The sequence below is a fragment of the Amycolatopsis sp. genome (assembly GCF_025464955.1).
Classification (GTDB): Bacteria; Actinomycetota; Actinomycetes; order Mycobacteriales; family Pseudonocardiaceae; genus Amycolatopsis.
The window spans coordinates 16,452-30,599 of the sequence record NZ_JAODNM010000161.1; the positions used below are offsets into that span (position 1 = coordinate 16,452).

Consider the following 14,148-nt stretch of genomic DNA (forward strand, 5'->3'; position numbering starts at 1 on the left):
TGTTATCGCGGATTGTGATATACCGGACTAATGCTCGATCCGGTGCTCCTCAAGACGTTCCTCGCCGTGGAGGAGACCCGCAGCTTCACCCGCGCCGCCGAGCGGCTCAAAGTGCGTCAATCCACCGTCAGCCAGCACATTCGCAAGCTTGAAGCGGCCACCTCGCGGCAGCTCTTCCTCCGCGACACGCACTCGGTCGAGCTCACCGGCGACGGTGAGGCGATGATCGGGTTCGCCCGCGGCATCGTCGACACCATAGACCGCGCCATGACGTATTTCACAGAGCCGGAGCTGCGGGGGCAGGTGCGGTTCGGCGTCTCGGAGGACTTCGTCCTCGGCGGACTGCCCGAGATCCTGCGGCGGTTCCGCGCGAGCCATCCGCTCGTCGAGGTCAAGCTGACCGTCGAGCTGAGCGGGATCCTGCACGAGCAGCTGCGGGCCGGCGAGCTCGACCTGATCCTGGGCAAACGGCTCAACCCCGAAGACTCGGGCTTTCCACTGTGGACCGATCAGCTGGTGTGGGCGGGCGCGGAGGGCGTCGAAGTCGACCCGGGGGCGCCGGTGCCGCTGATCACCTATCCGCCGCCGAGTGTGACCCGGGCCCGCGCTGTCGAAGGGCTGCGGCTCGGCGGGCGTGAATGGCGGCTCGCGTGCACGAGCGCGAGCCTGAACGGGCTTCGCGCGGCGGCGCTGGCTGGGCTCGGTGTGGTGGTGTTCGCCCGAGGTCTGCTGCCGTCGGGCCTGGTCGAACTGCCGTCGGAGTTCGGGCTACCGGAACTCGGCGAAGTCGAATTCATGCTGAGCGGCCGGGAATCGGCCCTACGCGAACCCGCCGCCGCGCTCGCAGGTGCGATCACGACGGCGGCGGGCCGACTCAAAACGGTGCTTTAGCGGACGACCTGAACCGCGTCGCCGACCGCAAGGTTGGTGAAGAACTTCAGCGAAGCGGTCGAGGAAAGGTGCACGCAGCCGTTGGAGTAGTTGTCCAGGCTGCCGGTGTGGAAGGCGTCACCGGGGTAGAAGAACACCGAGTTCGGCATCGGCGCGTTGTTGAATTCCTTCGACAGGTGCAGCTTTTCCTTGGAGTACACGTGGAAGCTGCCGACCGGGGTGGTGCTGCCCTTCTTGCCGGGCATGATCGGGACCGGGCCGTAGAGGATCTTGCCGTCCTTCAGCAACCACGCCTTGTGCGCGGAAAGGTCGACACAGGCGTCCACCCCGGCCGCGCAGGGCACGCCGTCGACCTTGGCGGCCACCGGTTTCGCGGCCGTCGGCTTGGTCGTTTTGGGCGTGGTCGGGGGCGCCGGCGTCGACGACGGTGCCGAGTCCGATGTGGACGGAGCGGGGGCCGTGGTCGACTGGGTGTTCGCCGCCGGTGCGACAGCGGCACCGTCCGTGGTTCCCGACGAGCAGGCACCGAGCAGACCAGCCAGTACCAGAGCCGAAACACCGACCAGAATCTTGTTCAAGCGCACGGAATCCCCCGTAGTGATTTTTCTTGGCTTACACAGCTAAAGACGCCCCAAAACGGCGTTGGTTGCGTGAGAGCACGTCTGAGAACCACGCTTTCCGCCGCGCAACTCGGAGGAGGTCCTCAGACGCGCTCTAAGGCACAACCTGAACCGTGTCACCGATGCGCAGGGTGTCGAAGAACTTCAGCGACGCGCTGCTCGACAGGTGGATGCACCCGTGCGAGTACACCGAAAGGCTCCCGGTGTGGAACGCGTCGCCCGGGTAGAAGAACACCGAGTTCGGCATCTTGGCGTTGTCGAACTCCTTGGAGAGGTGCATCTTCTCCCGCGAGTAGACATGGAATGTGCCAACCGGGGTCGGGTAGCCCTTGCGCCCCGGCAACATCGGCACCGGCCCGTAAATCACCTGGCCGCCCTGTAGCAGCCACGCCTTGTGCGCGGAGAGATCGACACAAGCGCCGGTCGTGACGTTCGTGCACGGCACGCCGGGATCCGCCGCGGGCTTCGCGGGCGTCGCAGCGTTCGGCTTCGTTGTCGTCTTCGGAGCCGGCTTCGACGTGCTCGTGCTGGGCGCCGGGGGCGTGGTCGACGTCGGCGCGCTCGAAGATGTCGTGGTCACCGGCGCCGGGGTGGAAGTCGTGGCTGACGTCGTCGCGGCGGCGTTCCCCACCGCGACCGGCGTGCTGCCGCCGCCGGAGCAGGCGGCGAGCGCCAGCGTCGCCACCAACGTGGACATCCCCACCAGGATCTTCTTCACGGCTGCTGTCCCCTGCCAGTCGAGTTTCTTCACTTCTGCCAGCTAAGACGGCCATCCTCCCGAAAAAGTTGGCGACAGAAGGTCACGATTTCGAGATCATCCTGAATATGCCCATCATCACGGAGTACCAACCGTCCTGGCCGCACGAGTACGAGAGGTCCCGCGACGAGTTGCTGGCGGCCGCGAACGGCCTGCTGACGAAGATCGAGCACATCGGCAGCACGTCAGTGCCGGGCTTGGCCGCGAAACCGGTCATCGACATGGCCGCGGAAACCCCCGACCTGACGTTGATCACCAGCGACCTCTTCGAGCCGCTCGGCTACGTCGAGCAGGACTTCGGCGCCCCCGGCCGGCTGCTCTACGTGCGCCGGCACAACAGCGAGCGCACGCATCACCTGCACATCTTCCAACCGGAGCGGTGGTACTTGCTCAAGGAGCGCATGCTGGCCGCCCACCTGCGGAAATACCCCGAGGCGGCCCGCCGCTACGCCGAGCTGAAGCGGAAGATCATCGCGGACGGGATCGAAGGCGACGCCTACACGGTCGCCAAGACCGACCTCATCCAGGAACTCACCGACGCGGCCCGTGCCGAACGCGGCCTGCCGCCGGAGCCCGTCTGGGAGGACTGACGGGTCCACCTCCGGGTGGAGCTCGGGTTCCACCCGGAAGCCATCCCTGCGCTGATGTTCTGACCTGCGAATTCGCCGATGCTTGAGCACATCGGAAGCACCGGATTCGCCAGCAGGGAGCACCAGCATGAACAGCCCGACCGACATCCTTCTGTACGGCGCGATCGCCGTCCTCGTGGTCTACAAGGTCATCTACAAGCAGCTCAGGGGCACACTGCTCAGCCGGAAGGGCCTCATTGCCATGCCGCTGATCCTCGTGGCCCTTGGCGGGTACTTCACGCTGAAAGTGCTGCCGCAGGCGTCCGGCGCGGAGATCGTCTTGATGCTGGCCGACCTCGGCGTCCTGCTGGTCCTCGGCGCCGCCCGCAGCGCCACGACCAAGCTGACGAGCGTCGACGGCTACGCGTTCCAGAAGGGCACCGCGATGACGTTGGTCCTCTGGCTCGTCACGATCGGCACCCGCGTCGGCTTCCTGGCGCTGGGCAGCGCGATCGGGGTCACCGGCTCGCTCGCGTCGGCGTCGATCTGCCTGACCGTCGGAGCGAGCATCGGCATGCAGAGCCTGCTGACCTACTCCCGGGTCCAGCGCTCCGGCCTCCGGCTCGCCGCGGACCGGCAGGAGCTCGCGTCCGTCGGCCGGTGACCCGCACGCTGCTTCGGGCTGCTTCCGGCAAAATCCCCGCCGCACCTCGGTGCGGCGGGGATTCGCTGTTTCGATGGTGAGCGGGCCGAACGTCTGGCTCGACACGACGTGCTCGGCATTCCGGGAGTTCCGTCCGCTGCGAAGACCGGATCTCCCAGCCGGGAAGAAGTCCGGCCGGACAAGATGCTCGCCCTCGCCCGGCCGCACCGACAGCAGTTTCGATCAGGGACGAAAACCGCTGGTAGCAGTCGTTTTCCGGTTCACCCGGATAGCCCCTAGCCACCCGCCCGCCCCCGGCGTCCCCAGGCACCGGGGGCGTCCGGTAATCTCTTCCACGGAGGATTGGCCGAGCGGCCTAAGGCGCACGCTTGGAAAGCGTGTTGGGTGCAAGCCCTCGCAGGTTCGAATCCTGTATCCTCCGCTCTTCACCAGGCAAAACGCCGGGTTACCCCCATGGGGGCGACCCGGCGTTTTGTCGTCTCGGTCCACTTTTAGTCTCAGTTGCCCTGTTCAAGCCACTCGTCGGGACCTTGACTCGCACATAGGTGAACAATTAACGATCCACTTGGAGACTTGGTCTAAACCATGCGACCATCTGGGCCATGAATCATCTTCACGTTCTACGGTCGAGGCCGAACCTACTGATCCTGTACGCGCCGGCGCGTCCACGGCGGCGGAGGAACCGCCGAAGACAAGAAACTCAGTAGGAGGACCACATGAAAGCCACCCGCTTCCTCGTCGGCATCGCCGCCGTCGCCGGCAGCATGCTCCTGGCAGTCCCCGCCTTCGCCGCCACCGGCCAGGTCGACGGCAACATCACCGTGGGCGGATCGAGCTGCTCGTGGACCAACGCGACCACCAGCGACGTGCCGCCGAACACGCTGACGATCGACCACACCACCGTCCAACCGAGCTGCAGCGGCAGCATCGCGGCGAGCCTGACCAACGACCCGACGGTCACGTTCGACGACGCGGCCGGCACCGTGTCAGCGCCTGAGGTCGACGTCAACGGGACAGTGCTCAGCATCACCTGCTCGTACAAGGTGACCAACGCGTCGTACGCCCGCCAGGGAACGGCGCGGGCTTACACCGGCGGCCCCTTCACCGCCAACCTGAGCGGCGGCGGCGCTCTGTGCCCCAGCACGGAAACCGTCAACTCGGCCTCGTTGACCTTCCACTGACCGGTAGCGGCACGGCGACCCCTCCCTTCGCGAGGGGTCGCTCCGCTTTTTGCGACCCCTGCCGCGGCATCCCGTCCCCCTGTGCATGGCGCGTTGGATGGGACGTTGAGACCTCAACTGCGATGCCTCGTACCGCTCGCGCTAGTCTCACGTCCAATCTCGTTCGTACCGATTCAGGAGGAGTCACGGTGCCAAGAAATCCGCCTTGAGCTGGGGGCGGACGAGACGCGCACCCGCGTGTACGGAGGCCGTAAAGACATTGGAATGCGTGGTGGGTGCAAGCCCTCGCAGGTTCGAATCCTGTATCCTCCGCAGCCCGCAAGGCCCCGGACGTCACGACGTCCGGGGCCTTGTTGGTTCCCAGACCCACCTTCACTCAACAGAGTCAGTCGATCACGCTAAGTTTGTTTCGAAGACTGCCGAGAAACCCACATCCTGAGGAGTCCGCCCCCATGGCCGGAGTGGAAGAGATCCGCGCTGGTATCGCCCTCGCGAACGAGCAGGCGTCCGCGGGCATCGCCGCACTTCAGCAAGCCGAACAGGCGCTTGTCGAAGCCCAGCAGTCGCTCGCGATGGCGACGTCGGGCAGCAACCAGCAGGAGGTGAGCCAGGCGCACGGCCTGCTCGCCGAGGCCCTGCAAGGCATCAGCGGTATGCAGAGCACCATCCAGGCCTGCATATCCTCGGCGGATTCCTACTCCGCCCGCCTTTAGCCCGCCGTGCCAGGAATCGCCGAAATCCACCAGCTGCTGGCCGCCGCGCGCGCCGGCATCTCCGACGCGCACGCGGCGACCACCCGCGCGAAACTCCTCCTCGAACAGGCGCGGCAGGTCATCACCGACGCGCAGGCCCAGGCCCAGCCGTGGTTACCCCCGCAGCTGGCGCAGGCCATCGAAGGGCTCGAGACCCAGCTCGCCCGCTTTTCCACCGCCGACGATCTACTGAACGGATACCAGGCACGCCTGTAGTGCGGTGTCCAGATTGGCGAACTCGCTGATGGGCAACAGGACCGACGAACAGCGCAACCGCGTCGCCGCCGCGCTCGAACGGGTCCGCGGCCAGATCGGGCTCGTTCTCGGAGCGGCCGCCGGAGCCCGCCGGGCGGCGGAGGCCGAGCTGGCCAAACTGCATCTCGAACGGGTGATCGTCACGACCGGGATGAACCGCGCGACCGGCACCCAACTGGCCGAATGGCGGGGAAACCCGTCGTCCGCGGACGTCTTCCCGAAGCTGCAGGCGGTCCGCGACGAGTTCTACACGGGCTGGACCCACGCGCCGAACACCCTGCGCGAACTGGTCGCAGCCAACGCGCCAGGCCCGGCCGGCCGGCCGCCGGGCGACTGGCTGGGCCGCGTCGGGACCAACGATGGCTTCACCGCGCCGGGGCTCTGGCGCATCGGCTCGGCCACCGTCGACGGCAGGGACATCTCGCGCACGTTCGACGTCGCGGTGCCACTGCTCGACGAGTCGCACCTGGCCATCACGTCCGCACCGAAAACCCGGCACGCGGTGGACGGAATCGTGCAGAACCTGCTGCTGCGCGTACTCAGCACGTTCGAGCCCGGTGCCGTCCGGGTGCATCTGTGGGACATCGGGCAGCTCACCGCGATCCTGCCGGACCTGTACCCGCTGAGCCGCACGAGCGCGCTCACGCTGTACGACCCGAGCGGGCTCGCGGACCTCCTCGACGAGCTCGCCGGGCACATCCGGCGGATCCACGCGACCGCGATGCAGTCCGGAAACGCGTCCCTGCGCGAGATCCGGCGCACGACCGGACAGCGCGGCGAGCCGTGGCGCATCGCCGTTCTGTACGGCAACGGCGAAGCGCTCGAGCCTGAGCGTGTGCGCGATCTCAAGCGCGTCGCGAGCGGCGCGCTGGCGGCCGGGATCACGCTCATCCTGGTGGACGTCCCGACGACGCCGAGCACCGCCGTGGAGACGATCAGCCTGCTCGACGAGCGGCGCGTGATCAGCAGCATGACCGGGACCGACCTGCCGGTCGACCTCGATCCGCCGATGCCGTCGGCGCAGGTCATGCGGGCCGCGGGCCGGATCGCCGAGGCGCTGATCGCCAAGCAGGGCGGTCCGCGTTCGTTCGCCGACCTGCTCCCGACGGAACTCGGCAAGGAAAGTTCCGCGCGCGAGCTTCGTGCCCCGGTCGGGTTCTATGAGGGCGAAGCGGTCGACGTCGTGATCGGTGACGCGAGCCCGCACGCGCTGATCGGCGGCCCGAGCGGGTCGGGCAAGACGAACTTCCTGTACGCCATGCTCGGCAGTCTCGCCGCCCGCTACTCGCCCGAGGAGCTCGCGCTGTATCTCCTGGACTTCAAGGAGGGCGTGTCCTTCGCGGGGCTCGCGCCGGGTCGTAAGGACGCCAGCTGGCTGCCGCACGCGAAGCTGATCGGGGTCAACGTCAACACCGACCGTGAGTTCGGGCTGGCGCTGCTGCGGTTCCTCGCCGACGAACTGCGGCGCCGGTCGACGGCCGCGAAGGAGCACGAGGTGACGAACCTCGCGGACCTGCGCGAACAGGACCCTGAGGGACACTGGCCGCGGATCGTCGCGGTGATCGACGAGTTCCAGTACCTCTTCGCCGGGCGCGACGGCGTCACCTCGCAGGCGACGCAGCTGCTCGAAGACATCGCGCGCCGAGGCCGTTCGCAGGGGATCCACCTGGTGCTGGCCAGCCAGGACGTCGCCGGGATCGAGGCGTTCTGGGGCAAACCGGCCGTGTTCGAGCAGTGCACGCTGCGGATCGCGATGCCGAAGGCGCGCCGGGTGCTCGCCGAGACCAACAACGCCGCGGTGTCCGCGCCGAAGTGGCACGCCGTGCTCAACCACGATTCCGGGGTGGCACACGGGAACCAGCTCGCCCACATCCCGGACGCGAGCAGCAAGGACGTGTTCGTCAAGCTGCAGCACCGGCTGTGGGAGCGGTACTCGTCGTCGTACCGGCAACCGCGCCTGTTCGACGGTGCGCATTCACCGGTACTCGAAGGGGCAGCGGCGTTCGCGGAACTGAAGCCGGACGGCAAGCCCCGGGCGTTGCTGGGCCAGTCGATCGACGTCACCGACGTGGCTTGCGGGGTCGAGCTGCCCGCCGGGCCGGGACGCAACGTGGCCGTGCTCGGCGCGGCCACCGCCGAAGCACTGTCCATCATGGACTCGGCGACGCGCTCACTGGCTCGGCAGTACGAACCGGGGAAGGTCAGGTTCATCCTGAGCTGTCCGATCGAGACCTGCCTGCCCGCGGTGACCGATCTCGTCGACCGGCTGCACGCGGCGGGTCACACGACCGAAGTGGTCACCACCGGTGACCTTTCGGCCAGGATCGGCGAACTGGCCGAGGGACTGTCCGAACCGGACGAACCGAAGTTCCTGCTGCTCTACGGCGTCGATGCCGTGCTGCCGGCGTTGGAGAACAAGCAGCCGGGAGTGCTCAAGAGCGGTCTGGACCAGCTGCGGCTCGTGCTCAAGCAGGGGCCGAGCCGCGGGCTGCACACCGTCGGCTGGTGGCGGAGCGTGGCCAGACTCAAGGACACGCTGGGCTTCGCCGGTACGGACGACATCGGTTCCTGGGCCGCGCTGGACGTGCAGGGCAACGACCTCGCCGCGTTCGCCGCCGGTCAGCTCGTGCACTGGTCGCCGCGACCTGGTCGCGCGTTGTTCTTCGACCGCAGCACCCACGGCGCGCCCGAGGTCATCATCCCGTTCCAGCGAACCCCGTTCCAGCAGGCAGGTGTGCGGTGACCGAGCACGACGCGGCGACGGCCGCTATGCGGTACAAGGAAATCGTCGGTCTCGCGCGGTCGTCCGCGGAAGGTCTGCGCACCTGGGAACTGGCCAGGTCGGACGAGCTCGAGACCGCTGTCGCGCAGGCTTCGCTCGCGGTCGAAGAGGCCGTCGAACGCGAAGCTCGGGCCGGTGAGCGGGCCACCAGGTGGTGGAAAATGGCCGTGCACAACGTGTCGCGGCTGCCGTGGATCGAGATCGGCGAAAACCCTCAGCCGACGCCGAACGCGCGCTGGCAGTACGTCGACCGGTACCTGGAGGAGGTCAAGCCGAGCTACCAGGAGCTCGTCCAGGCCGTCCTAGCACTCGGATGGCGCGCCCGACGCTAGCCAAGGGAGGGCACTTTTGTACTTTTGTGGCTCTTCGGTCGTCTGTGTGGGTGCTGGTTGCTGTGGACTGGCAGCGTTTTAGCGCAGCAAGGGCCGGGTCGTGTCGGTGTACGGCGAATGCCGGCGTCCGCAGCTGGGTGTGGGACTCGCCGGTCTGAGTGTGGAACTCGCCCTCGCTGAACGTGGGACTCGCACAGCACATCGGCGAGTCCCACACTCCGGCCCGGCGAGTCCCACGTTCAAGCCGACGAGTCCCACAGTCACCACCAGCCGACCACACCCGCTGACCTCAAGAACATCACCCGGCACCCACTGAGGCGTCGCGGACCCACACGTACGACACAAGAGCCACTTTTGTGCCCTCCTTGCACACGCTAAGCATCGCAACTCGACGGCGAGTTGCGATCGTTGTGCACGCGGGTAATGCGTGCGCGCAACGACCCCACAAAAGCGCAAAAGTGGGAGGTCGGTGGGCGTGAGGCGTGGACGGGTGTCCAAAAGGGCAGCGCTGAAAGTGGGGTGAACCTGCCTTGGGCGGGGTCCGTGTAGGAGGTGATTCAGTCTTCTACGGACAGGACGTGTCATGTCGATTCTTTCCCCTGTACGACGTTCACTGGCCGTGCTCGCGGTCGCCGCCGGCGGTCTCGCGCTCGCGGTCCCGGCGTCGGCCGGCGCCAGCCCCGCATACCGCAACGACCACAACGGTCTCGGTACGCAGCAGGTGAACCTCGTCTCGGACGTTCCGGGTCAGGCTCCGCTGGTCGATCCCGACCTGGTCAACCCGTGGGGTCTCGCGCTCGGCACGACGTCGCCGCTGTGGGTGGCCAACGCCGGTAGCGACACCTCGACGCTGTACAGCTCGGCTCCCGGTGCGACCGCGGCCGCGAAGGTTGCGGCGGTCCGCGTCACGTTCCCGAGCAAGCCGACGCTGCCGACCGGCCAGGTCGCCAACAACGGCACGAACTTCGCGCTCACCACGGCCAAGGGCACCGGCCCGGCGAAGTTCATCTTCTCGACCATCACCGGCCAGATCGAGGCCTGGAGCCCGGCGGCCGACCCGCTGCAGGGTGACGCCGAGACCAAGGCCGTCGTCCCCGGCGCTTCCTACACCGGCCTCGCGCTGGCGACGGCCAAGGCCGGCGACCAGCTCTACGCCGCGAACTTCGGCCAGAACCGGGTCGACGTCTTCGACACGTCGTTCAAGCAGGTCAAGACTTCTTTCTTTGCCTTCAAGGACTTCTTCCTGCCGCAGGGGTTCGCGCCCTTCAACGTCCAGCAGCTCAACGGCAACATCTTTGTGACATACGCGAAGCCGGACCCGAAGACCCACGAAGCGCGCGGCAAGGGCCTCGGCTTCGTCGACGAGTTCACCCCGGACGGCCGGTTCGTCACCCGCATCGCGTCCCGCGGTGACCTGAACGCGCCGTGGGGCCTGGCGATCGCGCCCGCGAGCTGGGGCAAGCTGGCCGGTTCGCTGCTGGTCGGGAACTTCGGCGACGGCAAGGTCAACGTCATCTCGCCGGACCGCTACGGCCACTTCGACAGCCGCATCAGCGGTCAGCTGACCGACAGCACGACCGGCAAGGCCATCTCGATCCCGGGCCTCTGGGCGCTGCTGCCGGGTACCGCCACCGCCGGCGGCACCGACTCGATCTGGTTCAGCGCGGGCATCAGCGACGAGACCCACGGTCTGCTCGGCGTCCTGCGCCACCCGTAACACCCGCACAAAAGCGCCTGCGCCGCGTAGGGGGCGGCACAGGCGCTGGTCAGGACTCGTGAGCGTTGCGGCCGGTTCTAACCGGCCGCAACGCTTACGAGTCTCTATGGCCGGTGCAGCAGCTGGTCGAGGTAATCCAGCAGTTCGTAGTACGCGTCACCGATGAAGTTCCCGGTACTCGGCCGGAAACGCACGACCTGCGGGTCGTGGTCACTGGCCTGCTTCGCAAACTCAGCGTTGACGTGCACCACGTCGTAGTCCACCCCTCGCGGTGCCTGCGACACTAGAAGGTGATCGAGAACCTGTGACTGGCCCTCGAAAACGTAGGTGTACCGCTCGTTCTCGGGCAGCCCGGCGACGAGGTCCTTCAGCTGGCCGCCGGCGGTCAGCGGCGCGATCGCGGGCGAGAACGGGAAGTCGTTCAGGTCACCCGCGACGATCACGTTGGCGTTCTTGTCCGCGGCCAGGAGCTGGCCGACGAACTGGTGCACCTCGGTCGCCTGCTGCAGGCGCTGCACCTCCGAGCTCCGGGACGGCGGCTGGTTGCGGCCGTGCGTGGGCTGGTCGCCGAGCTTGGCGTCGAAGTGGTTCGCGATGACGAACACCGTGCGGCCACCGAAGACGAACTCGCCCGCCAGCGGCTTGCGGCTCGACTTCCACGCCACGTTGGTCGGGTCGATGCGTCCGGGTGACTGCGTCAGGTGCGCCTGGCCGTGGTCGGCGGTGACGCCGTCCGCGATGTTCGTGCCGCCACCCGGACGATCCACAAAGGACACCCGGGCCGGGTTGAACAGGAAGACCACCCGGATGTTGCCGCCTGGCTGGCCGCCGTCGGTCACGTCCTGCGGGTCGATCTCACGCCACTGGTAGCGCGGGCCGCCCGCGGCGACGATCGAGTCGGTGAACTTCGTCAGCGTCTGGTCGGCGGCGACCACGCCATCACCGACGACAGCCGGGCCGTTGTTGTCTTGGATCTCTTCGAGGTTCACCACGTCCGGGGTCGCCAGGTTGACGACGACGCCCTTCGCGAGCTGGTCGAACTTCGCCTGCGGGTCGACCGCGGACAGGTTCTGCACGTTGTAGGTCGCGACCGCGAGTTCACCCGTGCGCTGCTTGCGGGTGACTTCCTGCTTGAGGCCGTTGTCCTTCGCCGCGCCCAGGATGCTGGCGTCGAGCGTGTAACCGCCGAAGCTGCTGTACTCGACCGGGCCCGACGTCAGGCCGGTGAGCACGTCACCCACGTTGACCTGCGGGAACGGCTGCTGCGCGAACGGGATCAACGAAGTCACCTTGAGCACGCCGGTGTCCAACTTGTCGTAGCCGAGGTACACCGTGCCGCCGCGCGCGGTCGGGTGCTCCTGCGGCTTGTCGGTCACGTACAGCTCGCCGAAGGAGTTCGACGCGCCGACGACACGCGCGTCGCTGACGCTGACGGTCTCGCCTTCGTGCGACTCCCAGAAGTCCAGCGCGTACTTGGCCGGTTCCAGCGGCAGCGACTCGATGTTTCCGCCTGCCGAGGGCGCGTACACCGCGGGCACGAGGTTCGGCGTGATCACGGTCGGCGCGGGCACCGGGTTGCCGCTGGAGTTGATCGTCCAGGTGGCAGCCGTGAGCTCGGTCGTCGACTGGTAGTTCGAGGTCGCGGGCGCATCCGGGTAGAACTCGCGGACGGTGCCGGTCGCGGTCAGCGCGTCACCGACGGCCACGGCCGGGGTGGTCGAGCCGGTGAAGACGAACAGGCCCTCACTGGTGCGCGGGTCAGCGTCGGGATTCGGGTCGGTGAACCAGAAACCGCGCGAAGAGCCGAACATCCGGATCGCCGTGACAACGCCGGTGACGTCGCCGACCTTCTGGTCCTTGACCGGCGAAATCCGCGTGGTGCCCTGGATGTCGTGGATCTTCTCGCTGATCGGCGGCGGGCCGGTGGGACCGCCACTCCCGGTCGTCTCACCCTTGGTGTTCGTCGGTGTCGGGTCGCCGGCGGTGAAGTCGACGGAGTTGTCGTCGGTGTCGGCGAGCGAGATCGCGCGCGCGACCGACGCCGTATTGGACGCGGCCGGCGCCGGGCTGCCCTCGCGGACGGTCGCCGCGCCGAAGCCGACGAGGTCCTTGATCCGCGGGTCGGCGGCGCAGTCGGCGGCGGTCTTGCAGGTCAGGGCTGCCGTGCCCTGGACGAGTGCGACGGTGGCCGCGCCACCGGCCATCGCGATGGTGCCGGTGGCGTCCGGGGTCGGCAGCGCGGTCGTGCCGCCGGAACCCTTCGACTCGGCCACCAGGTAACGGCCCCCAGGCGTCACGCTGCCGGTCAGCGGCGTCGTCTGCCAGGTGCTCGACGCGCTCGGCGCCGCCTGCAGGTACTGCACGGTGTAGCCGTCGAGCACGGCGGCGGCGGTGCCGCGGTTGCCGAGCTCGATGAAGTCGTTGGTCAGCGTGGCCCCCGAGTTGCCACCACCGCCGTAAACCTCGGAAATGACGGCGTCTGCACTCGGCGTCGCCATGGCCGCGGGCGCGGCTACGACGCCGATCGCCAGGCCGGTGGTCACGACTGCGGTGAGCAGGCGAGTTCTTCGGGTATTGGTCACCCTGAGTCCCCTCATCACTAGAACGGTCGACGCATCGTCCCCCAATTAAGTGAGAGGAAAGAAGACAATGCTGCAACAATTCGCAACATTTGGCCGCGGCACGCCACAAGCCACTCGAACCGCAAGTCGCTGAGCTGCGATTATGCCTCAGGTAGCCGATCGAGGGCGGCTCGCAAAAACGCGTTACGACGGTCCGTTACCGCTTGTGCACGCAAATCAGTACGACCTTGGTCGTGAATCGGACTTAACCACTTCTCTAGGCCAACTGGAGTACTCAACGCCGCAACGACATCCCAGTAAGCGACGTCTTCAGCCGGACGCCCGGCAGCCTGTTCCCAGCCGTCGAGGACGAGCTCGGCCTCGACGGGTCCGTTCAGCATCGCCGCGTCGCAGCGCAGGTTGCCGAGGTCGATCCCGGGATGGCCGACACCGGCGTATTCCCAGTCGATCAGGCCCGTGCAGGTGTCGCCGACCCACAGTGCGTTGCCCTGCCACAGATCGCCGTGCACGAACACGGTCGGCCCCAGCGGCACGGGTAGGCCGTTCAGCCGATCCTCTGCTTCCGCGAACAGCTCGTCCGCGCGCCGGCCGATCGAGAAGTCGAACTCGTTGGTGTCCATCGAATGCCGTAGGAGGGGCAAGCCCGGTCGCGGCTCCAGTTCGACGGCGCTCAGCGCGGCGGCCGCGGCCCCCAACGCACGCAGGCGCTCGGGGGACGGATCCCGTGGGACGCGGCTGATCCCGAGCAGAACGGTGCTCAGAATCGCTGCCGCCCCGGCATCGGTCCCGTCGAGGTCGCTCGCGATCAACCTCGACGTGACCAGCGAGTGCTCCGCCGCGACCTGCAACGCCGCGACCTCGGTGGCGAAGCGCTGACGGACGTACGCCGCACCTGCGTCGCCGAGCCGCAGGATCGCGGAGTCTTCGTTCGCGAAGCGGACCAGCCACGGGCTGCCGCCCTCCCGCATCCCCCGCGCGTCGACGACCGCCGCACCAACCGCACGCGCCGCCCACTCCAGCGCTCTCGCCTCAGCCATGCGCTCAGC

The 14,148-nt window shown here is 67.7% G+C and carries 14 protein-coding genes and 1 tRNA gene; 11 read left to right on the plus strand and 4 right to left on the minus strand.

The window, feature by feature from the left end; genetic code table 11:
- Window positions 1-30 precede the first annotated feature (30 nt).
- Window positions 31-891, plus strand: a complete 861-nt coding sequence (locus tag JWQ81_RS40960) for a LysR family transcriptional regulator (protein ID WP_297550537.1) — start codon at window positions 31-33, stop codon at window positions 889-891.
- On the opposite strand, the gene JWQ81_RS40965 is transcribed toward JWQ81_RS40960, so the two are convergent.
- Both JWQ81_RS40965 and JWQ81_RS45205 read right to left on the minus strand, forming a co-directional pair.
- Window positions 888-1,475 carry a L,D-transpeptidase gene (locus tag JWQ81_RS40965; protein ID WP_366942381.1) on the minus strand — a complete coding sequence of 196 codons (588 nt, stop codon included), beginning with the start codon at window positions 1,473-1,475 and terminating at the stop codon, window positions 888-890. The genes JWQ81_RS40960 and JWQ81_RS40965 overlap by 4 nt on opposite strands.
- 130 nt (window positions 1,476-1,605) lie before the next feature.
- Window positions 1,606-1,956, minus strand: coding sequence for a L,D-transpeptidase (locus tag JWQ81_RS45205; RefSeq protein ID WP_366942382.1), 351 nt, complete (start codon window positions 1,954-1,956; stop codon window positions 1,606-1,608).
- On the opposite strand from JWQ81_RS45205, the gene JWQ81_RS45210 reads away from it, so the two are divergent.
- The 10 genes from JWQ81_RS45210 (at window position 1,937) to JWQ81_RS41015 (ending at window position 10,520) form a co-directional block, all read left to right on the plus strand.
- The gene (locus JWQ81_RS45210) at window positions 1,937-2,275 is read left to right on the plus strand and encodes a hypothetical protein (protein ID WP_366942383.1); all 339 of its coding nucleotides are present in this window, start codon (window positions 1,937-1,939) and stop codon (window positions 2,273-2,275) included. The genes JWQ81_RS45205 and JWQ81_RS45210 overlap by 20 nt on opposite strands.
- Window positions 2,276-2,336: 61 nt before the next feature.
- Window positions 2,337-2,858 carry a GrpB family protein gene (locus JWQ81_RS40975; protein ID WP_297550541.1) on the plus strand — a complete coding sequence of 174 codons (522 nt, stop codon included), beginning with the start codon at window positions 2,337-2,339 and terminating at the stop codon, window positions 2,856-2,858.
- 127 nt (window positions 2,859-2,985) lie between these two features.
- Complete coding sequence (locus tag JWQ81_RS40980) at window positions 2,986-3,501, plus strand: hypothetical protein (protein WP_297550543.1); 516 nt, start codon at window positions 2,986-2,988, stop codon at window positions 3,499-3,501.
- 336 nt (window positions 3,502-3,837) lie between these two features.
- Window positions 3,838-3,922 (plus strand) — tRNA-Ser (locus tag JWQ81_RS40985).
- Between the two features lie 295 nt (window positions 3,923-4,217).
- On the plus strand, window positions 4,218-4,682 hold the full coding sequence (locus JWQ81_RS40990) for a hypothetical protein (protein ID WP_297550545.1): 465 nt from the start codon (window positions 4,218-4,220) through the stop codon (window positions 4,680-4,682).
- A gap of 452 nt (window positions 4,683-5,134) precedes the next feature.
- Entirely contained in the window at window positions 5,135-5,395 is a 261-nt protein-coding gene (locus tag JWQ81_RS40995; RefSeq protein ID WP_297550547.1) for a hypothetical protein, read from the plus strand.
- A gap of 6 nt (window positions 5,396-5,401) precedes the next feature.
- Window positions 5,402-5,650: a hypothetical protein gene (locus JWQ81_RS41000; RefSeq protein WP_297550549.1), complete on the plus strand. Its 249-nt coding sequence runs from the start codon at window positions 5,402-5,404 to the stop codon at window positions 5,648-5,650.
- Window positions 5,651-5,678: 28 nt separating this feature from the next.
- The gene (locus JWQ81_RS41005) at window positions 5,679-8,432 is read left to right on the plus strand and encodes an FtsK/SpoIIIE domain-containing protein (RefSeq protein ID WP_297550644.1); all 2,754 of its coding nucleotides are present in this window, start codon (window positions 5,679-5,681) and stop codon (window positions 8,430-8,432) included.
- A 26-nt stretch (window positions 8,433-8,458) separates the two neighbouring features.
- A complete protein-coding gene (locus tag JWQ81_RS41010; RefSeq protein ID WP_297550646.1) occupies window positions 8,459-8,803 on the plus strand; it encodes a hypothetical protein in 345 nt (114 codons plus the stop codon).
- A gap of 583 nt (window positions 8,804-9,386) precedes the next feature.
- On the plus strand, window positions 9,387-10,520 hold the full coding sequence (locus tag JWQ81_RS41015) for a TIGR03118 family protein (protein ID WP_297550551.1): 1,134 nt from the start codon (window positions 9,387-9,389) through the stop codon (window positions 10,518-10,520).
- 104 nt (window positions 10,521-10,624) lie between these two features.
- Here JWQ81_RS41015 and JWQ81_RS41020 read toward each other — a convergent pair whose 3' ends face one another.
- Both JWQ81_RS41020 and JWQ81_RS41025 read right to left on the minus strand, forming a co-directional pair.
- Entirely contained in the window at window positions 10,625-13,018 is a 2,394-nt protein-coding gene (locus JWQ81_RS41020; RefSeq protein ID WP_297550648.1) for an endonuclease/exonuclease/phosphatase family protein, read from the minus strand.
- A 224-nt stretch (window positions 13,019-13,242) separates the two neighbouring features.
- Window positions 13,243-14,139 carry an aminoglycoside phosphotransferase family protein gene (locus JWQ81_RS41025; RefSeq protein ID WP_297550553.1) on the minus strand — a complete coding sequence of 299 codons (897 nt, stop codon included), beginning with the start codon at window positions 14,137-14,139 and terminating at the stop codon, window positions 13,243-13,245.
- Window positions 14,140-14,148: the final 9 nt, after the last annotated feature.